Origin of the sequence: Aquimarina algiphila, assembly GCF_947494415.1 — a bacterium.
Taxonomy (GTDB): domain Bacteria; phylum Bacteroidota; class Bacteroidia; order Flavobacteriales; family Flavobacteriaceae; genus Aquimarina; species Aquimarina algiphila.
In genome coordinates, this window is record NZ_CANLVC010000009.1 from 160653 (window position 1) to 180510 (window position 19858).

18 protein-coding genes are annotated in these 19858 nt (G+C 30.4%); 8 read left to right on the forward strand and 10 right to left on the reverse strand.

The window, feature by feature from the left end; translation table 11 throughout:
* Positions 1-206: 206 nt before the first annotated feature.
* From PQF96_RS22215 to PQF96_RS22230, 4 genes are all read right to left on the reverse strand, one after another.
* A complete protein-coding gene (locus PQF96_RS22215; protein ID WP_271768455.1) occupies positions 207-965 on the reverse strand; it encodes a DUF6261 family protein in 759 nt (252 codons plus the stop codon).
* 338 nt (positions 966-1303) lie between these two features.
* Positions 1304-1969 carry a DUF6261 family protein gene (locus PQF96_RS22220; protein ID WP_271768457.1) on the reverse strand — a complete coding sequence of 222 codons (666 nt, stop codon included), beginning with the start codon at positions 1967-1969 and terminating at the stop codon, positions 1304-1306.
* Between the two features lie 220 nt (positions 1970-2189).
* Positions 2190-2696 (reverse strand): GTP-binding protein, encoded by a 507-nt coding sequence (locus PQF96_RS22225; protein WP_109436081.1) that lies wholly within the window; start codon positions 2694-2696, stop codon positions 2190-2192.
* Between the two features lie 184 nt (positions 2697-2880).
* Positions 2881-4323, reverse strand: a complete 1443-nt coding sequence (locus PQF96_RS22230) for an IPT/TIG domain-containing protein (RefSeq protein ID WP_271768460.1) — start codon at positions 4321-4323, stop codon at positions 2881-2883.
* A 595-nt stretch (positions 4324-4918) separates the two neighbouring features.
* Between PQF96_RS22230 and PQF96_RS22235 the strand changes: the two genes are divergently transcribed.
* Entirely contained in the window at positions 4919-5596 is a 678-nt protein-coding gene (locus PQF96_RS22235; protein ID WP_271768463.1) for a hypothetical protein, read from the forward strand.
* Between the two features lie 497 nt (positions 5597-6093).
* Here the strand turns inward: PQF96_RS22235 and PQF96_RS22240 are convergent, their stop codons facing one another.
* From PQF96_RS22240 to trpS, 3 genes are read right to left on the reverse strand one after another with little or no spacing between them, the layout of a single operon-like run.
* Positions 6094-8397: a ligand-binding sensor domain-containing protein gene (locus PQF96_RS22240; protein ID WP_271768465.1), complete on the reverse strand. Its 2304-nt coding sequence runs from the start codon at positions 8395-8397 to the stop codon at positions 6094-6096.
* Entirely contained in the window at positions 8394-9407 is a 1014-nt protein-coding gene (locus PQF96_RS22245) for a hypothetical protein (protein ID WP_271768467.1), read from the reverse strand. Before PQF96_RS22245 ends, PQF96_RS22240 begins: the two co-directional genes overlap by 4 nt.
* A 58-nt stretch (positions 9408-9465) precedes the next feature.
* Positions 9466-10434, reverse strand: coding sequence for a tryptophan--tRNA ligase (gene trpS, locus PQF96_RS22250; RefSeq protein WP_271768469.1), 969 nt, complete (start codon positions 10432-10434; stop codon positions 9466-9468).
* Between the two features lie 75 nt (positions 10435-10509).
* Between trpS and PQF96_RS22255 the strand changes: the two genes are divergently transcribed.
* The 6 genes from PQF96_RS22255 to PQF96_RS22280 all read left to right on the forward strand — a co-directional run bounded on the left by PQF96_RS22255 (position 10510) and on the right by PQF96_RS22280 (position 15665).
* Positions 10510-11256, forward strand: coding sequence for a lysophospholipid acyltransferase family protein (locus PQF96_RS22255; RefSeq protein ID WP_143918304.1), 747 nt, complete (start codon positions 10510-10512; stop codon positions 11254-11256).
* A 112-nt stretch (positions 11257-11368) separates the two neighbouring features.
* Complete coding sequence (locus PQF96_RS22260) at positions 11369-12181, forward strand: helix-turn-helix domain-containing protein (RefSeq protein WP_271768470.1); 813 nt, start codon at positions 11369-11371, stop codon at positions 12179-12181.
* Between the two features lie 67 nt (positions 12182-12248).
* Positions 12249-12719, forward strand: coding sequence for a DUF6265 family protein (locus PQF96_RS22265; RefSeq protein ID WP_271768471.1), 471 nt, complete (start codon positions 12249-12251; stop codon positions 12717-12719).
* A gap of 99 nt (positions 12720-12818) precedes the next feature.
* A complete protein-coding gene (locus PQF96_RS22270) occupies positions 12819-13337 on the forward strand; it encodes a DinB family protein (protein WP_109436071.1) in 519 nt (172 codons plus the stop codon).
* Between the two features lie 246 nt (positions 13338-13583).
* Complete coding sequence (locus PQF96_RS22275; RefSeq protein ID WP_271768473.1) at positions 13584-14726, forward strand: HYR domain-containing protein; 1143 nt, start codon at positions 13584-13586, stop codon at positions 14724-14726.
* Between the two features lie 297 nt (positions 14727-15023).
* On the forward strand, positions 15024-15665 hold the full coding sequence (locus tag PQF96_RS22280) for a hypothetical protein (protein ID WP_271768474.1): 642 nt from the start codon (positions 15024-15026) through the stop codon (positions 15663-15665).
* A 9-nt stretch (positions 15666-15674) separates the two neighbouring features.
* Here PQF96_RS22280 and PQF96_RS22285 read toward each other — a convergent pair whose 3' ends face one another.
* Positions 15675-16292 carry an NAD(P)H-dependent oxidoreductase gene (locus tag PQF96_RS22285; RefSeq protein ID WP_271768476.1) on the reverse strand — a complete coding sequence of 206 codons (618 nt, stop codon included), beginning with the start codon at positions 16290-16292 and terminating at the stop codon, positions 15675-15677.
* Between the two features lie 79 nt (positions 16293-16371).
* Between PQF96_RS22285 and PQF96_RS22290 the strand changes: the two genes are divergently transcribed.
* A complete protein-coding gene (locus tag PQF96_RS22290) occupies positions 16372-17247 on the forward strand; it encodes a LysR family transcriptional regulator (RefSeq protein WP_109436067.1) in 876 nt (291 codons plus the stop codon).
* A 245-nt stretch (positions 17248-17492) separates the two neighbouring features.
* Here PQF96_RS22290 and PQF96_RS22295 read toward each other — a convergent pair whose 3' ends face one another.
* Positions 17493-19301 (reverse strand): hypothetical protein, encoded by a 1809-nt coding sequence (locus tag PQF96_RS22295; protein ID WP_271768477.1) that lies wholly within the window; start codon positions 19299-19301, stop codon positions 17493-17495.
* Positions 19298-19849: an RNA polymerase sigma factor gene (locus PQF96_RS22300; RefSeq protein WP_109436065.1), complete on the reverse strand. Its 552-nt coding sequence runs from the start codon at positions 19847-19849 to the stop codon at positions 19298-19300. Before PQF96_RS22300 ends, PQF96_RS22295 begins: the two co-directional genes overlap by 4 nt.
* Positions 19850-19858 lie beyond the last annotated feature (9 nt).

A 19858-nucleotide genomic window follows, 5' to 3' on the forward strand; every position in this document is an offset into this window, starting at 1 on the left:
AAGATTGTTCGAAAAGCTTCTAAATATGAAATTTTCCTGATATTAAATTAAGAAGAAAATATGAGATTGTCTTACGGAAATCCGTACGAGAACAAAAGATTTTTTTTGTATTAGCTAAGAAGTAATGATGATTCGAATGAACAATAATGAAATTAAGTATTCTTTTTCTGAAAAATAATAGTTTGTTTCAACATAACATTTCTTGCTTAGAACATATAAGATGGTTTAAAGCGTTTTTTGCCTTTTATGGTATCAGAAACAGTATTTTTTCTTTTTTCTACCAGAGTGTTATAACGACTTGTTAGTATATTAATTTCTCGTACTACACCTTCATAAGTTTTTGGATTTAAAGAAGCATGACTTGCAATATGATTAATCAGATTATGATAGCTTTTTTTAGCTTGAGTTCTAAGTCTGTATATATTTATTTTACTATTAGGTACAGATGTTAGATTGTGATTAAAAGATATTTGGGGAGAAGATTCATTGTCTTCTGATAACTCTTCTACCCAGCTAGTTAATCCTAGAATTGCTATGGAAGCTTTTAGAATAAGAATGGTAGACCAATCATGTAAAAGATTGTCCAGAGCATTGTTTTGTGCTTCATAAGTATGTTGGGCAATCGGGCTTCCGTATTTGTCAATACTTTCTAATAAAGCTGCTCCGGCTGCACTTTTTATCTCATCAACATTATATGTGTAAGCTTCTACGATAGATCTAATACCTACAATAGCAAGATCTCTACGTTGATCTATTTCATTGGGATCAGTATTCGAGATTGTTGGATTTTCTAGTTGTTTTTTTAATGCACCATTAATAACGGTGATTTGTTGCGTTAAAACAGCAGTTTGTGATTCAATTTTTAGAGCGCGAGGATTTTGTACAATTATAATATTCTTTATATCAATTAGATATTTGATAAACTCGCTATTTCGAAACATATAAAAAGCAGGTGTAGTAAACATAAGGCATTAAGAGTTTTAAAAGTTATTAAAAACAATTATTGTGTATCCGTTTACATTTTTATGTGCTTACCTTACAATAGACGATTATGATTTTTAAATTTTGTTTTAACCAGTTACTAATATTACTTTATTACCTATTTGATACACCCTTAATGGCAACTTGTTTTTTTGATGTAGCAAACTTGTAGGGGCGGTTTTATTTCAAAACTTTTTAGGGTTAAAAGATTTCTTAATCTAATTTACTACAAAACTTTGAAGCTTTCTTACGGGAATCCATATCAGAGGAAAGATTTTTTTTCTTATATGATATAATGAAGAATTAGATTTATAGAAGATAATCAAAAAGGGCTCTCTACTATTTCAACATCTAAGGGTTCTCTTTTTTCTACAATATCATTATATTTTTTAGTAAGTATATTAATTTCTTTTATGATATTCTCATATACCTCAGACGAATGTAGCGTAGCATAAGCTGTGATATGATTGATGAGATCAGTATAGCTTTCTTTTACTTTATTTCTAAGTTGAGTGACATCGGTTTTGCTGTCGAACAAATACTCAGCATTATGTTTTAGATACGTTTTATTAAAAGTAGTATTACTTTCTTTTAGCTCTTTTGCCCAATCAGTAAGATCAAGAGTTATCAAAGCTGTCTTTAATTCTAAAATTGTTTCCCAATCATAAGTAAGATGGTCCAAAGTAATGGTCTTTACATGATAATTTTGCTTAGCAATTCTTTTCTCATAGTTGTCTATACTCTGTAGGAGTTCTTTTGCCGCATTACGCTTTGTATGATCAAAGTGATAAATGAACCCTTCTAAAACTATTCTTATACCTATAATAGCAAGGTCTCTTCGTTTATCTATAGCTTCAAGATCTTTAGAGATTGTATTTATTTGTTTCTTGTACACCTCATCCATAGCAAAAATTTCTCGGATTAGAGTGGCGGATTGTGGTGCAAGTTTTAAAGCTTGTGGATCTCGCAGAATTACAATGTTTTTCACGTAGGTTAAATACTGAATAAATTCGCTATTGCGAAACTTATAAAAAGTGGGCCTTGTAAACATGTTATATTAGATGTATTTATTATTAAAAATTAATTTGTATGAAGTTCTTATCCACTTAATTTTGATTGATTTTTGGATCGCAAGCTATCATAAAACTTTAAAATTTTCTTACGGAAATCCGTATGGGATTAAAGTTTTTTGAGTTTAAGTGAAACAGTTAAATCTTTGATGTAGTATTTATTGTATTTTGCATGAAAAGATATAAAGCTCGCATCTCCTTTTTACCAGCTTGTCTTCCTATTCGTCCTGCAAAATAAAGTACAAACCAAATAATAATAAGAAAGAACATGGAGACAATAGGGTATACATAGGGTTTGTCGAGGCGTATATTTACATACATCCAGATGGCAGCACTTATAAATACTATAGCTACTATAAAATGCAGAAACATAAAACATGTCCAAACCGTTGGACTTGGACCAAAAAGACCTTTTAGTTTTGGTTGTCCGTTATCCATATCATAAATCTCAAGATGTAATTGAGGAGACCAAAAGTGTTGTTTGTTTTTAGGAATACGTATAAAGACATGATGATCTACCCGACTTATTTTAAAATCTTGATTTGTCTTACCGATTTTTTCAAAAGCATCTAGCGCTTTTTCTGATGAAATATTTAACTCTTGAAAAAAACGAGGACGCAGAACAATATCATTAGAGACTTCCATATCTGTATATAAAAATCAATGATACCTTGTTTTTTAATTTTCAAAAATGATTTTTATCAGTTTCTAAGTCACTTTTTTTTGATATTTAGTATATCAAAAACAATAATAACCATTTCTAGATATGAGTAAAGAATAAAAACAGAGATGTATTTTACATCTCTGTTTTTGTTATAGTTATATTTTCTTATTGCACAAGACTCATAATCCAGTTCTCGTACCGACCTGTAGTTGGGTTACTTTGGATTGATGTTGTTTTTCCGGTATCTACATTTATCTTATAGAGATAAGTAATATTGTTATCAGTATAGTTACAAATAATTTCATTTTTTGAGGAATCAAAAACAAAATCACTTAAATAATTGTCGTGATCTATGTCAGCAATGACACTGATTTGATTTCCTGTATTTTTATCAATTTCTATGATTTGACTAGGTGTTACCCCATCTTTGTAAACAAAAAGTCTATTATTTGCACTCATAATCCAGTTCTCGTATCGACCTGTAGTTGGGTTACTTTGGATTGATGTTGTTTGTCCATTATTTACATTTATTTTGTACAGGTAAGTGATGTTATTATCGGTATAATTACAAATAATTTCATCTGCATCAGAATCAAAATTAAAATCACTCAAATAATTGTTGTGATCTATGTCTGTTACATCATCAACAAAATTTCCGGATTCGAGATCAATTTGTACAATTTTGCTAGGTGTAATTTGATCCTTGTACGCAAAAAGAAAGTTTGGACTGTTATAACGACCTATAATCCAGTTTTCATAACGACCTGTAGCAGGATTACTTTGGGTTGATGTAGTTTGCCCATTATCTACATTTATTTTGTAGAGATAAGTGATATTATTATCTGTATAATTACAAATAATTTCGTTTTTAGCATCATCAAAAATAAAATCACTCAAATAATTATCATGATCTATATCGGCGATAACACTAATCTGTTCTCCGGTATTTTTGTCAATTTCTACAATTTGACTTGGTGTTATTCCATCTTTATAAGCAAAAAGTCTAGATCCATAATCTATTACAACTTCTAGGATTTCAATATTTCCTATAACAGTTGCTTTTTCATTAAATATAAGAGTAATTTCTCCTGTGGTTGCTCCTTCAGGAACTTGTACTTTTAAAGAGGTTGTCGTTATCTCTGTTATAGTACCTTGTATCCCATTAAATTTAATGATATATGTTTCCTCAGGATCAAAATTAGTACCATTAACTGTTATAATATCTCCAACAACAGCACTGTCTGTAGAGATGTTTTCTATAGTTGGGCTTTGAGGTTCTTCATCTATTGTTATCGTACCTACAACTGTTGTTTGTGTATTAATAGTAAGGGTAATATCTCCTGTTGTTGCTCCTTCAGGAACTTTTGCTTTTAGAAATGTGGCAGTTATTTCGGTTACCGTGCCTTGTGTGCCGTTAAACTTAATAATATAGGTTTGGTTTGAATCAAAGTTTTTTCCTGTAATGGTAATAATATCTCCAGCAGTTGCATTAGTAGTAGAGATATCATCTATAATTGGAATATTTAATTGTGCGTCAGGTGAACTGTCATCACTAGAACAACCAAAAAATAAAATACTTAATAATGTAAATAGGTAAATTTTCTTCATAGTAGGGTATAAGTTATTTTTTATACATAGTTTAGAATTATTCCTTCTATTGTATTCATAGATGAAATTTCTAAAGGATGTAATTTTTCATTTTTAGATAGTAAACATTTAATATATGTGTTGTAGCATTGAAAAATGTTACCTAGCTTTTCGATTTTTCTGCACATTGGCTGCTACATTTTTTTCAGCAAGTGCGGCGTCATTCCAAAACACAATAACCATTCGATTAAATCTCTAGCAGCTATGATCACATATATGTTGTTGACAACATTATAACTATCGTTTTATATTAAATAAAATTTGTGATTACGATTTGGGGCGTATCCACGAAGTTTGGTGCGAAGATAATATTTTTAGATGAAATGTGAATTTTTTGTTAAAGGTTTTACTTGCCTCATTTATCCAGAGAAAGTTTTCTGTCACTTTCTCCAAGGGGGTAAATAACCCTTTATAAGGATGTTACATATTTTCTAGGATTTGTTACATCACTACAAATGTGCTTATTAGATCCTGTTTAATTTTGGATCAGATCGATCGATCATATCATGTTTTGGGGCCAGAACAACTATTAACTCATATTAAAACCATAGAAATTATGAAAAAAGTATCATTAAGTATAATTGCTATCTTATTAATTACTGTATGTTCTTGTGAACAGGAAAATACCCTCGAAGAACAAATTGCAGTTGATCAAGACATTCAAGCCAACGCAAAGGGTTGGGGAGAGATTTGCGTATATAAATTTCACTCTAATGCCAAAGAAGTTACAAACCCTTTCACCGGTGAAAAAAGCTGTGAATCTGACCCAGGAAGTACATGTATAGAATGGAGGTGTCAAACAAACCCCGGACTCGCAATTACTCCTCCACTAGAGCTTTTTGATCCCTGTAAAATTATTAGATGTGACTGGGTATATAATGATCCATGGATTCTAGTTCATAAAGCCGATCCAAGGGTTTTTGAGTCCTTTAGAGATGTACTCAAATTAGATATTAAATCCAACACAGAAGGGATGTTGTTTGCCATGAATGAGAGCATTCTTGGAGTACAGTTTTATGGGGAGAATGATTTAATGTCAATACAATATGGTGATTCAAATCCAGAAGCTAATATTTTTTATCTTAAAAATAGTTTGACTTTGGATGCCTCATATTTAAAAGGTTTGGGACTTAAAGGAAATGTAATAAAAGCGGGGAAATACCCAGTTATTTTTAACAAAAAGAACAAAACCTATAATGTGATTTTAAAAGTAGAAAAAGGAATGTACGAATAAGAGATTATTATAAGTACACTATTTTCTATATCTAAGCTTGTTGAAGTTGGTTCTCCCAATACTTCTTTGACAGGCTTGGATTAGTTATTTATTTTTAAAATAGGCTTTTCGAATAAGTACAATATAGATCAATAATGGAATAAGTACACAAATAATTACAGATGAAGCAACATAGTTGCTCCCAAAATGATTAAAAAGATTAAGAAAATTTACCGATTGATCAAATAACGTATTTGAAAATATTTTAAAATTATCAATATATAGTAGTGAGACTATTATGATCGTTAAAAAACAGATTTTGAAGTAATGTTTTTTAAAAATTGTATCCAATAAAATAGCCCAACTTAATGGGATGAGAATAAACCAAATTATAATATTAATTTCCTCATAAGATAACCCGGTAAACTTTTCAAGAAATTTTAGAAAATCATATACTATTTTGAATAGAATTTTCATTTTATCAATCTCAAAATTAGTTGAGGCATGGATGTTTTTAATCAGAAATGAGAACTATAAGCTTTAAAATAACTACATTCTCGTATAATCATTTTATGAAATTCGGTATCTGAATACTGTTCTTTTAATATTTTAAAACTATTATAATTTGGTAATTGAATAGTTTGATATTCAGATAATTTTATTTCAAAAGTATTAGAACTACCATTATTATAGTAGTCATTAAGTTCGCATTTTGCCATTAGATATAGGCAACGAGCATTTAATTCTTTATCTGTAGACAAATCGATTACTTTTTGATAATATTCTATCGCAGTGTCGCTTAATCCAAAATAATGTTTGTCATAATAACTAACATCAGATAACGTATACCCTGATCTATTTGCAATGATATTAGCGCCTATTTTAGTATTCTTATATCTATCATTGGCATAGTCGATATAATTATAATCACAACAATTACCATTATTGGTTAAGATGCCTCTGTAATATCCAGTATTGGATATATTATAATAATAATTGGCTAATAAATAATTGGCTAATTTGGATTTCCATTGTTTCTCATTATGAGTTAATTTTTTTAATTCGATCAAATTTATAGCTAATTCTTTTTTTGAGAAATTGGTTTTAATGAATGAAAAAACATCTGCTTTATACACTTCGTCTGCCATAATATTTTTTTCAGGACAACTAAAACATTCTTTTATGTTGTTACTAAAAATAGTTCCAGGAATAGATGCCTCTCTTGGAGGATTTTTTTCTTTGTTAAAATAAATCAGCGCTTCTTTAGGTTTTTTTTGATATAAATAATAGACTCCTTTTTGATGATTTATATAGCTTATAAAATCAAGAGAAGATTGAGATTTATTATTTAAAAGCATGTTTTCATACTTGCTTTTATTGGGCTTATGGTAAAACTTTTCTAAAGCATTTAGTAATTCTAATGAGCTAATATTTTTGACATTTTCAAGATGATTATGAACTAGAAATGCTTTGCCTATTTTATTATTTTTATAATATATATGTGAAATTCTATCAAGAATTAGGGGTTTCCAATCTTCATTGGTAGGATGATCTTCAATAATTTTGATTAAGTAATTTTCATTTTCTGGGATAATAGTATCCCAACTAAAAACTTTATAAATGATGGATAATGTTTTCTTTTGTTCTGGAAATGATTGTACCTTATTTAATTTCTGGTTTGCAGTGGTAAGATCATTATTAATAAATGATAAATAGGAACTTGTAATTTTCCAAAAATCTTTATTTTTGATTTGAGTATTCTCAATTTGTTGCTCTGCTATTTGTAGGAGTTCTTTATAATTTTTATTGTTTTGGATATTTGGTAATGTCCTGTCGAAGGTACCAATATTTCTTGGCCAAATATCACGCTCTACATTACTTAATGCACGCATAAAAAGAAGTTCTACCCTTGGATCTTTTGCATCTAGATGTATAAATTTATTGATGTTGTTAACTTCATCAGAAAAATCTCTTAAGCTAGCAATTAACAACACATCTTTTTCGTCATCGATACCCGAAAAATATGGTTTACCCTCTGCGTTTTTATTTGCACAAAAATTGTAACTTAAAAAGGCAGATTTTTTTCTATCGATACTTTTGTTTAGCACTTTTGTAAAAAGATACGCTGCTTTTTCGTAATCTTTTAAAGAATAATAACAACCAGCAACCTGATCGGTTATGTAGTAATAGATCTCATTTTTTGGTAACTGGTCCTCAACCTTTGTTTTGTAAAAATTTACAGCTTCACTAAAGCTCTTAGAATAATGTAAAATCCTAATAATTTGATAATAATACCTTGCTTTTAATTGCTGGTTGGTTTCAGCACTTAACAACAAATTTGCTTTTACAAGTAAAGCTTCGGTATTTACAGTTTTTTGGGCTAAGATCTCATCATAATCCCATGAGTTTCGCTTGTTTCTATACCTAAAAGCTTCACTGCATTGTTGAGCAAATTCGATATAGGTTTTAGCGCTTTTTTCAGCTTTAGTGGTTTTGTTCTTCCAGTTAAAACTATCAAAATTATAAATTGCATTTTCTATATCCTTGGTACTCCAGTCTAGCAAAACTTCTTTCCATAGATTTACATTCCCTCTAGGGTAAACAATTTCTTTCTGTTCATCATAATAATTCTCACCATAAAAGTTATTGTATTCATCCCTTAAAAAAGGGTAAAACTCTTTTGCAGAAATGTTAGTTTGTACGAATAAATTATAGAAACTATCACCCTCCCAATATCCATCACCACCACAAACAAAATTGTGATCACTTGCAAAGATAATTGAAGAGATAAAGACCAATATATAGGTTAATATAGTTCTCATAACTGCTCTATTATTTTTTTTAAATCAATGGTTAAGAGTGATTGCTCATCCAAATGATAAAAAATGATATCGTTAGTTTGTAATTTACTTTCTTTAATTGTTTTATAAGATGCTATAATTTCGGCTTCTGTTAATTCTTCTAATTTTAAAGTATACCCTTTACTAAGATAAAACCCTTTATAGAGTGTGTCTTTTACAATCTCAAAATTGAATTCATTTAATTTTTTAAAATGAATATCGTTTTCCAAAACGAGCCGTTCTGTATTTTTGATGATTTTAATTTTATCATCCATATTGCTAACAACTGTTTGAGAAAACAAAGGTAAACCAATATGTAACGGTAAGAGGTATGTGGTTTTAGAATTTATGTATTGTTTTACAATTGTATTTTCTAAAATAGAATTCTGTTGTTTGTTTTTTAGATCACCAATGTTGTAAACCATTAAAGTTCCCTTTTTTACAGGTGGAACTCCTGTCTCTTCTTTAAATTTTATTTGATGTAGCCTAATAGTTACATCAATATCAAACTGTGTTGATAATGTCTTTAAAAATTCGAAATAAACATTTCTGGTACTTTGTGTCCAGTCACAATCAATCTGAATTTCTTTAATCTCTCTACCAAAATGTTTTGTACTTATTTGATGGATTAATTTGGTGATGTTACCAGATAAACCTACAAGATCTAATTTTTTTATCTTAAATACTTCATTTGTAATATATACAACAGGCACAATATCAAAATCCTGATATTCTTTTGAAACCTTTTTTACAACATAGGTTGGAAAAACCTCAGTATTATAGCTGTTTGTTCTTCCTTTTGTTGTGATATCAAAATAATGAAGATAGATTTTATCAGTATGTGCAGTATGAATCGCTTTTGTATAAGATTCATTAAAACTTGCCTCAGACTTCCAATGATAGAAAGAAATACTAGTCTTAGATAGGTGCTCTTTAGAACAAGAAGTGAATATACATAATAGTAAAAAAGAATAATAAACACTTTTTGTCATAAACTAGTAAATGAATCTAATTGTTTTGAAACAAAGCTTTTAAAAATTGATATATTAACTAATACCCCACCTTTTTACGCACTCTTGTCAATACGCTATCTGCTATTGTAGTTGCTTTTTTGGCACCTATAGCTAGAGCTTCATCAACTTCATTAAGGTTGTTCATATAATAATTGTAGCGTTCCCTAACTGTAGCAAATTTATCGATAAGTAGCTCGTATAATGCTTGCTTTGCATGACCATACCCATAATTACCACCACGATAATTTTTTCGCATTTCTTCTTGCTGTTCTTCAGTAGCAATAAGTTTATATATAGCAAATAAATTGCAAGTATCTGGATCTTTTGGTTCTTCTAAAGGGGTACTATCAGTCTGAATCGTCATAATCTGTTTACGCAGTTTCTTGTCAGGTAAAAACAGATTGATAATATTGCCTTTTGATTTACTCATTTTGATACCATCGGTTCCAGGGACATACATTGTTTCTTTTTGTACCTGAGCTTCTGGTAATACAAATACCTCACCAACCTGAGCATGTATTCTTGAAGCTACATCACGTGTCATTTCTAGATGTTGTAATTGATCCTTTCCTACAGGGACAATCTCTGCATCATACAATAGAATATCTGCAGCCATTAACATAGGGTATGTAAATAGCCCAGCGTTTACATCATCTAATCGATCAGCCTTATCCTTAAAAGAGTGAGCAAGGGTAAGTCGTTGATAAGGAAAGAAACAACTTAAGTACCACGATAATTCTGTTACCTGCGGAATATCACTTTGCCTATAAAAAACTGTTTTTTCTATGTCCAATCCACAAGCTAACCAGGTAGCTGCAGTAGAGTAGGTATTCTCCCGTAATACTTTAGCATCTTTGATTTGTGTAAGTGAGTGCATATCAGCGATAAACAGAAACGATTCATTCTGTGGCTGATTTGCCATTTCGATAGCAGGAAGTATGGCTCCTAATAAATTTCCTAGATGCGGAGTCCCTGTACTTTGTACTCCTGTTAGAATTCTGGACATGATAATTTTTCTAATTTCTTGGCAAAGGTAATTTTTTTGTTCACATAGCTCAAACCAATTGTGTATTTTTGGGCAATGCAATTATTAAGGAACATACTTATTCTGTTGTGGCGTATCTGGTTTTATATCCTTATGGGTATTCCAATACTTATTATGTTTCCATTACTATTAGTCCTTTCTTCAACAGAAAAGTTATATCCACAGTTTTTTGTAGTAGCAAGATTTTGGGCAAAAATTGTATTGTATGGATCAGGCTTTATACCTAGAGTAACCAAAGAAGAATCGGTTGATCGCAAGAAGAGCTATATGTTTGTGGCTAATCATGCATCGATGACTGATATCATGTTAATGTTATACTGTGTAAAAAATCCTTTTGTTTTTGTTGGCAAAAAGGAGTTGGCAAAGATTCCGGTTTTTGGATTTTTCTACAAACGAACCTGTATTCTTGTTGATCGTAATAGCCAGCGTAGTCGTAAAGAGGTTTTTGATAGGGCACAGGCCAGATTACATGATGGTACAAGTATCTGTATTTTTCCTGAAGGAGGCGTTCCAGATGATGAATCTATTGTATTAGATCAGTTTAAAGACGGAGCTTTTAGATTAGCTATAGATCACCAGATCCCAATATTACCACTTGCATTTTTTGATAATAAAAAACGATTTTCGTATACCTTCTTTAGTGGCGGCCCTGGTATTATGAGGGCTCGTATTCTTAAAGCAATTCCAACAAAAGGGCTAACACAAGAACAGAAGAAAGAATTGCGCGAACAAACGCGGGATACAATTTTAAGTACTCTGGAATCAGGACCCAGGAATAGCTAAGTCATATATGTGTTTTTCATCCTGGTATTAAAGGGAGATATTTTGTAGCGGTTGATTTTTATAGTAGTATAGAAATTATCTAATTGAAATTATTTAATGATTAGTCGCAATTATGAATGAAATATACATTCAGAAAGATGCCGATCCAAAGGTGTCAATGATGATTCAAAGCTTTTGGTGGATTGATAAACAAGGTGATCTTACTATTCAAAGAGAAAAAATTATTCCAGATGGATATCCAGAACTTATTTTTCATTTGGGAGATGCATATAAAACTAATATAAATGGAGTTTGGGAATTACAAGGTAAAGACTTAATTGCGGGTCAGATCAAAAATAGTTTTTTCCTTGAAAATACAGGTGAATCAAAAATGTTTGCTATTAAGATGCAACCATGGGCATTGACCGAACTATTTGATATTGAAATTACGAGTTTAACGGATAAGGTGGTCGAAATCCCTTTAAAAAGTCTAAAAATTCTGAAACCAATTAAAGAAGTGGCTACTAGTTCTCTTTCTTTTGATGAAAAAGTAAAACAAATTGAAAATTGGTTTTTGTTGTGTATTTCTAAATTGAAAATAAAACCTTCAAAAGGACAAAAGATAGTCGAATTAATTATCAGGAATAATGGAAAACTTAGCTTAAAGGAAATCCAAAATAAAATTGGAATTAGCGAAAGAAGTTTAGAACGTTATTTTAAAGCACACATTGGCTTGTCTCCAAAGTTTTATGTTAGGATTATTAGGTTTTCCTATATTTTTAGATTAATTCAGGAAGGTGATATCGATTGGTCGGATATCGTTTTTCAAGCTGGGTTTTATGATCAATCTCATTTCATTAAAAATTTTAAAGAATTTACTGGCGAAGATCCATCTCAATACAAATTCTTTGAAGAAAATATGGCAAATTTATTCTTGAAAAAATAAAGTGTCGGTTTTTTACAATCCTTAAACATACTTAGAAATTAATTTTACAGTATTAAAAAGTAAAATAATGAGGATTATAAAATTAAGTATCATTTTAGTAGTATTCGTTTTGCAACATGTCTATGGACAGAAGATAGAAATGCAAAAAATAAACTTCTTAATCGGAACATGGAAAATAGAAGGGAAAGAGAGTTATGAAATCTGGCAAAATAAGGATGGTAAATTTACTGGAGAATCTTACAAAATAAGAGATGAAAAAAAATATGTTTCTGAAAAGTTAGAGATAAAATTGTTTGATAATAATTTAGTATATATTGCCACAGTATTCAATCAAAACGAAGGGAAAGGTATTAGATTTATACTAAAACAGTCAGAGAGATATTTATTTTCTTTTGAGAATTTGCAGCATGACTTTCCAAAAAAAATTCAATATAAAATTATTAATAAAGATGAGTTACTTGTATCTGTTCTGGGAGAGTATGATAAAGGATTTTCCTATACTCTAATTCGGGTTCATAGTTCTGGAAAAGAAAATTAACAACTACTCCTTTTGTATGCTTACAAAATCTATTACATTTAAAGTAAGTATTCTGTGAAGAGTACTTAATTATTCGTGAAACAATTAAAAATATAAAGGATGAAACAAATAAAATGGTTTGATCGGAAATTTGAATTTTCCTTTGAGCAGAATATTTTTCCTTCAATACTAGAGAGACTAGATGGTACTTCATTGCGACTGAATGATAAGATTAATAAAATACCAACAGAACAATTAACCAAACGTAATAATAATAGCTGGTCGATTCAGGAAAATGTAGGGCATTTGATTGACCTTGAACCTATTTGGCAAGGTAGATTAGAAGATATTCTTAGTAATCAAAAATATCTGAGAACCGCTGACTTAGAAAACAGAAAAACTCATTTTGCACAACATAATAAAAAACCAGTTGAACTTTTGTTAAAAGAATTTCAAGATATTCGAAAAAGGACAATAAATAGCTTGAAATTAGTAACAGAAAAACAAGTTTATCAATATGCACTACATCCAAGACTAGAAACGCCAATGCGAACCATGGATCTGTTTCTTTTTGTAGCAGAACATGATGATCACCACCTTGCTAGGATAAGTGAGTTGAATAAATTACTAACAGAGTGAGCAAGAAATTGCTCAAAAAGACACCAATACTCTAGTAGGCATGAGAAGATTTTTAACCCCCAAGAGATTCAGGGATATTGTGTATATGCTTTTTAAAGAGAGTTTTGAATACATAGTTGACTAAACATGTGTTGCTAATTCTGAAACATATGTTTCTATTATATAGGTTGAAACCTTATAGATTTGCATAAAAACGCCATCATGTTCAAAAAAAATCCCCCCTTCAAGTTAATAGTATTTTTATTTATGTCTGTCAATATATCTGTAACTAGTTGTAGTAGTAATGATGGGAGCGATGTTGAAACAGAAGAGCCCAAGGATAATATAGACCCTACTATAGCATGTATTTCAAATATTAGTGAAGTTGTGGATGCTTCATCAAATGGTAAAGAGGTAACATATACTACACCAGTTGGTTCTGATAACCTACCAGGAGCTGTCACTTCACAAACAAAAGGTTTAGCATCTGGTGAGGTATTCCCCGTTGGAACTACCACAAATACATTTCAAGTAAAGGATGCAGCTGGCAATACGGTATCTTGTAGTTTTGACGTTGTAGTAACAAGAGACGAACCTTCATCAAATGCCCCTTACTTTATAGGGTCTGCTGATCCAGCTCCTTCTGGTAAATCATGGAGTAAAGTAGAAAACTTATCTGATGAGTTTGATGATGGTATTTTTGACGAAAGTAAATGGTTAAACACAGATCCAAAGAGATGGATTGGGAGAGCTCCAGGGATTTTCAAGAAAAATACAATGACAGAAACTGAAAATAATCTTAGACTAACAGCCTATAAGTTGGATACACCAGAAATGGTAAATGGTAATACATTTACACATGCAGGGTCATATATTGGTTCCAAGGCAGCAGCGCAGGTTGGGTATTATTTTGAATGTAGAATGAAGGCTAATAAAACGTTTATGTCCTCTACATTTTGGTTAATTAATCATAGAAATGAAGGTACAGGTTGCGATAGAAGAGTTACAGAATTAGATATTCAGGAATGTGTAGGACAAGTTACAGCAACTGCAGATTGGGCTTTGCAATTTGATGAAACTATTCACTCTAATACACACAGTAGACAAGCTGATTGTCCAGCAACAGGAACAGGATCTGTGGGAGGTAATACCGAAGTAGGAGGGAAAGTATGGTCAGATTATCATATTTATGCCGCTTGGTGGAAAAGTGCAACCGAAATAGAATTTTATTTAGATGGTAAAAAAGTGTATACGGCTATTCCAAAAGCAGATTTTGATTTACCAATGTATTTAAGAATGGTTGTTGAGACATATGACTGGAACCCTGTTCCTTCTGATGGGGGTATGACAGGAACCGAAGAAGAAAGAACAACCTCTTATGATTGGGTAAGAACGTGGGAATTAAAATAAAAAAATTAAAACCAAGCATGTGATACCGAATGCATGTGCTTGTTAACTCCTTAGCTTTGAAATACTATTAAATACTAAGGGTATACATTATTTAATTTGCTTTATGCTCTTGTATGTTATTCAACATATCTTCTAAACAGAGTGTAAGGATTGATATATAGATTTAAAAGTTTAAAAAACTTAACCAATTCTCAGGTAAGTTTCACTGAAAACAAGGTAATTTAAGAAAGAAGGAACACTTATTTTTATTCTGAAAAGATTGAAACATCATTTAATTAGAATAAATCAAACTGAGAAATGAACTTACAATATATTTTGCTTGGTTTAATTTTGATAATATCATGCAAATCAAATACCAATAAAGATGAGAAGGAAGAAAAATTGATAGAAGAGTCAAATAAAGAAGAAGAGGTTGCTAAAGAAAATAGTAAAGAATTTATAACCTTTTGTTTTTATCAATTAGATGATAAATATTCGAATGAAAATGATAGTATTAAAATACAAGAATGGATAAAAAAAGAATCCGACATCATAAAAACAGGAAAGCTTAACAGTAATGATTTATTTGATCATAATGCTGGTGGGCCTAACGGTGCAGAATGGAATGCTGGGACTCATATCTATCTGGTAATACAACAGTCACCACCTTCTGTAACTGAGAACCCAAAAATATGGATCAATGGAAAACCTTTTTATGATAAAAGCATCTATGAATCAAAAGACCTAAAATGGTTTCTCATCAGAAAAGAATATTGGTATAATCAATTAAGAGATGTAAATTCTGCAGATATCAAAGATTTATATCCTGATCAAGAAATTCAAAACGCCATTAAAAATGAAGAATATGAACCTTATGTTGGACAAGTGCTAAGGTTTGATATTAGTTATGAGAATTTACATCGAATAACCAAATATTTTCATGTAGCTTATGGAGAATGAAATTTTAGATTATGAAAACCAACTATCGATCAGGGTTTTTATTTCTGATTTTGCATGTCTAAGAATTGAGTTTAATTGGTCTCTATTTTGATCAACTCCAAAAGCCAAAATCTGTTCTGTAGGAATGCCTATGAAATCAAAATTTTGTTTAATCGTAGATGAAGCATATTCTTTAACATTATTCGAAGTATTATAATCAAAACCACTTACTATAATTGATAAAGCTTTTTTATTGGCACAAAGACCTGTAAATCCGGTTTTGGGGCTAAAAGAAAATGTTTTGTCACTAACAATAATAGCATCTATCCAAGCTTTTACGGCAGCTGGCATTGTAAAATTATAAATTGGAAAAGCCAGTACAATATTGTCAACTTCAAGCACTTGTTCTATGAGTTTATGATGATTCGATAGAATTAAGAGTTCTGTTTCTGAAAAATCTCTTTTGCCTTGATTCCATTGCATTATTAAATTCAAATTTTTTGTTAATAATAAATCAGGTGGGGTTTCGGCTAAATTTAGATGCCTTATTTCTGTTTTTCCTTTAGCTAGTTTCACAAATTCATCAAATAAAATTTTTGTATAAGAGCCTTTTCTGGGAGTGTAATTTATTACTAATGTCTTTGTCATGTTTTTATTTTTGAACAAATGTAAATTCAATCAATTAATAATTTTAATTATTTTTGTTTGATTATTTATAATAAATGTTATGATTAACTTGGAGTGGTTGAGAACTTTTAGGGCTATATATGAATGTAAAAATATTACAGAAGCTTCATTAAAATTAAATATGACTCAACCAGGGGTTAGTAAACATTTGTCAGCTCTCGAAAGCCATATTGGCAAAAAGTTGTTTGAAAGGACTACCAGAAAATTAGCACCTACCGAATATGGGAAATTTTTGTATTCACAAGTTAATAATCCATTACAAGAATTAGAGAAGGTAGAGTATTATTCGAATCAAAGAAGAAAAAAAACACGCTCTGCAATAATAATTGGTTGTACTACAGACTTTTTTAATAAAGAACTAATCCATAAAATGTATTCATTTGATATGTACATTGTAACTCATTTTGGGACAGAAAAAGAGCTAATAGAAGCTCTTGAAATAGATAAAGTTCAGTTATTAGTCGGAATAAAAAAACATGGTATTTATGATCATCAATTTGCGTATATAAAAAATGAAGAATTAGAATTAATCTGTTCTAATACTATAGATATTCCAGAAAATATAGAAAATAATGAGCGAGAACTCACCAAATGGTTGCAAAAGCAAACTTGGTTTGTCTATGACAATGATCAGAGTGATATTAATTTTTTTTGGGAGACAAATTTTAACAAGAGTCTCAAAATAATCCCGAGATATATTTTACCTTCTTATCTGGATATAATAGAGGTTTTAAAAAAGAATAATGGGTTTAGTGTAGTTCCTAAACACTTGTTTGAAAAAGAATTAAAAGATAACTTAATTAAGACTCCAATTAATTCTGCTAAAAAATCAGAACAAAAACTATTTTATTCTTATAAACTTAAGAATAGTAACTTGAAAGAAATTAATAAATTCATAGAGGGAATGAAAAACTAGTACTACTACAGAATATCTCGAATTATTAATAAAGGTTTTTTTAGAGAATCATCACAGGTTTTCGGTCTTACCATTATAGTACAGATCAATACAAACACAATAGAGATTGTTTTTATTGAGAACAGGAGTCTAAATAATATTTAGAAAAACGAAAGCCGTTCCTCCCCAGGAACGACTTTGTTCATCATTGCTTATTATGTGTTGCAATAACTACCTAACCAACTAAAAAAGGTTTTGTATAGATCTTAAAATTTAAAGCTTACCCCTGTGTAAACTCCAAAATAATAAGGTTTAAAATTACCGGCATTATTATTAAATGCGTTAAATTGATATTTAAAGATGGGTTCGAGATTAATCTCGAACTGATCTGATATTTTATAATCAACACCAAGTCCGATGTTACCTGTAAAACTTAAATCATTAAGATTATTGGCTTCACCAATAGAAGTTTCAAAATCTCCGGCCTCTAGGGAAACCTCGTTATCTTGTAAAAATAATGTGCTAAAACCGCCAATCATATTGACACCAAACTTTTTGTCTACTAAGGAATACTTCATTTCCATAGGAACTTCTATATATGCAATACTCTGATTGATTAATCCAACATTTTGAGTTTGGTCTAGTGCATTTCTGTTAATATCAAAAGCTTCAATATCTCTTGTGTTTCCAATATCAGAGATAAGAATTGCTCCGGCATTTTCATTATAATTTACACTTTCTAGGTTTTGTCCAACAGCAGAAGGAGCAAAACCAACACCATTTGTATTGTAGCTTAAATCTACCTTACTTACTCCTGAGCGGACACTAAGTTTTTTAGTAATAGCATAAGAAACTTGAACTCCATAACTCATATTTACCTGTCCATTTTTGTTGTTGTCAGCAAATTGAGGATCAATCGGAGATCCATCTCCAATAGAATTGTAATATACGGGAGCTATGTTTGGTGAAATATTCCATTTTTTTGAAGATGATGGGGTTTCAACAACCTCTTCTTCTTGATTTACTACATCAAAGATGGACTTTTTACCTTTGTCATCTAGATGTTCAGATTCTTCAGGAACGGTATTATTTTCTTTATTTCTTTCAGTATTGTTAGTATTCTTTTCGGCTATAGCATCTGTATTTGTTGCATTATTTTGATCTGGAGAGATAAAAGTAGAATGCTCTTTATCAGATTTCATTTCTTTATTTGGAGAGTTAGCAGCAGTAGAGGGCGTAGTCGAATTTTTTTCACGAATTACATCATCTTTTTCAGAACTAAAGGTTTTGCCTTTAGTATTTGTAGGAGTATTTATAGTTTTATTTCTTTTAGAATGATCATTACTTTTTTCAACTATAGCATTAGTGTTTGTTGTATTATTTTGATCTGGAGAGATAAAAGTAGAATGCTCTTTATCAGATTGTATTTCTTTATTTGAAGAGTTAGCAGCAGTAGAAGAAGTAGTCGAAATTTTTTCATGAACGATATCCTCTTTTTCAGAATTAAGAGCTTTGTCTTTAGTAGTTGTGTTTTTTAAAGAATGATCAACTATACGTTGTTCATCATTGGTAGTTGTAAGAGTATTTGTCGCATTATTTTTTACTGATTGTGATTGCTTTTCTTTAGTATCAGCAATAGTTATATTTTCCTTTGTTCCAGAAGGATCAAAATAATTGTTTTGAATTGTTTTGGTATCGTAATCATTTTTTTCTTCACTTTTATCAGAACCAGAGGCTTTTTCTTTTTCTGTATTGACTATTGGTTTTTTATTAGTTGTAGTTGTTTCAAAAGAATCATCAGGAATCTCTTCGACATTGGTTTTAGTTTCAGAATTGGTTATCGTCTGATCTTGTTGTTGGGTGGTGGTATTAAAAGGAAGGTTGCTGATACCAAATATAATAGCAATTAAAGCAGCAATACCTGCAATTCTATACCAAAAAGGAATAAGAAAAACTCTCTTTTTATTTTGGTTTTTCCGGGCTTTTATTTTCTCCCATACTATTTCATCAGGAATAACTTCAAAATCTTTGAATTTTTCCTGAAATAACCGATCTATATTTTTTTTATCATTCATCTTCGTCCTTCAATTGAGCGAACATATGGTTCTTGGTTGGTTTCTAGTTTTTCTTTTAAAATATTTCTTGCTCTGGCAAGGTTAGATTTAGAAGTTCCTATAGATATCTCAAGCATTTCAGCAACCTCCTTATGTGAATACCCATCTAGCACATAAAGATTAAATACCAATCGATATCGATCAGGTAGTTGTTGAATAATTTTAAGAAGATAATCTAATGAAACTTCATCATCGTCAATTTGTACTTCTACTTCTTCAATTTGTTCTTCGTTAATAATATCAAAAACTTTTTGTTTCCGATATTTTTGTAAAGCTGTATTTATAGTTACCCGTTTTATCCACCCTTCAAAAGAACCCTTATTTTTATATTGGGTTATTTTATCAAAAATGGTGATGAAAGCATCTTGCAGGGTATCTTCGGCACTAGAATAATCGTTAGAATATTTTAAGCAAATAGAGAATAACTTGCTACTGTATAGTCTATACAATTGTTCTTGCGCTACCGCATTTCCTTTTTTACATCCCTTTATGAGTTGGTCTAAACTCACTAATAACTT

Bases quoted from the DNA above. Each gene is read 5' to 3' on its own strand.
- PQF96_RS22240 (WP_271768465.1), bottom strand. From the start codon at position 8,397: ATGAGAACTATATTAACCTATATATTGGTCTTTATCTCTTCAATTATC.
- PQF96_RS22235 (WP_271768463.1), top strand. From the start codon at position 4,919: ATGAAAAAAGTATCATTAAGTATAATTGCTATCTTATTAATTACTGTA.
- PQF96_RS22285 (WP_271768476.1), bottom strand. From the start codon at position 16,292: ATGACAAAGACATTAGTAATAAATTACACTCCCAGAAAAGGCTCTTAT.
- PQF96_RS22265 (WP_271768471.1), top strand. From the start codon at position 12,249: ATGAGGATTATAAAATTAAGTATCATTTTAGTAGTATTCGTTTTGCAA.
- PQF96_RS22280 (WP_271768474.1), top strand. From the start codon at position 15,024: ATGAACTTACAATATATTTTGCTTGGTTTAATTTTGATAATATCATGC.
- PQF96_RS22225 (WP_109436081.1), bottom strand. From the start codon at position 2,696: ATGGAAGTCTCTAATGATATTGTTCTGCGTCCTCGTTTTTTTCAAGAG.
- PQF96_RS22295 (WP_271768477.1), bottom strand. From the start codon at position 19,301: ATGAATGATAAAAAAAATATAGATCGGTTATTTCAGGAAAAATTCAAA.
- PQF96_RS22275 (WP_271768473.1), top strand. From the start codon at position 13,584: ATGTCTGTCAATATATCTGTAACTAGTTGTAGTAGTAATGATGGGAGC.
- PQF96_RS22245 (WP_271768467.1), bottom strand. From the start codon at position 9,407: ATGACAAAAAGTGTTTATTATTCTTTTTTACTATTATGTATATTCACT.
- PQF96_RS22230 (WP_271768460.1), bottom strand. From the start codon at position 4,323: ATGAAGAAAATTTACCTATTTACATTATTAAGTATTTTATTTTTTGGT.
- PQF96_RS22215 (WP_271768455.1), bottom strand. From the start codon at position 965: ATGTTTACTACACCTGCTTTTTATATGTTTCGAAATAGCGAGTTTATC.
- PQF96_RS22270 (WP_109436071.1), top strand. From the start codon at position 12,819: ATGAAACAAATAAAATGGTTTGATCGGAAATTTGAATTTTCCTTTGAG.
- PQF96_RS22290 (WP_109436067.1), top strand. From the start codon at position 16,372: ATGATTAACTTGGAGTGGTTGAGAACTTTTAGGGCTATATATGAATGT.
- PQF96_RS22255 (WP_143918304.1), top strand. From the start codon at position 10,510: ATGCAATTATTAAGGAACATACTTATTCTGTTGTGGCGTATCTGGTTT.
- trpS (WP_271768469.1), bottom strand. From the start codon at position 10,434: ATGTCCAGAATTCTAACAGGAGTACAAAGTACAGGGACTCCGCATCTA.
- PQF96_RS22260 (WP_271768470.1), top strand. From the start codon at position 11,369: ATGAATGAAATATACATTCAGAAAGATGCCGATCCAAAGGTGTCAATG.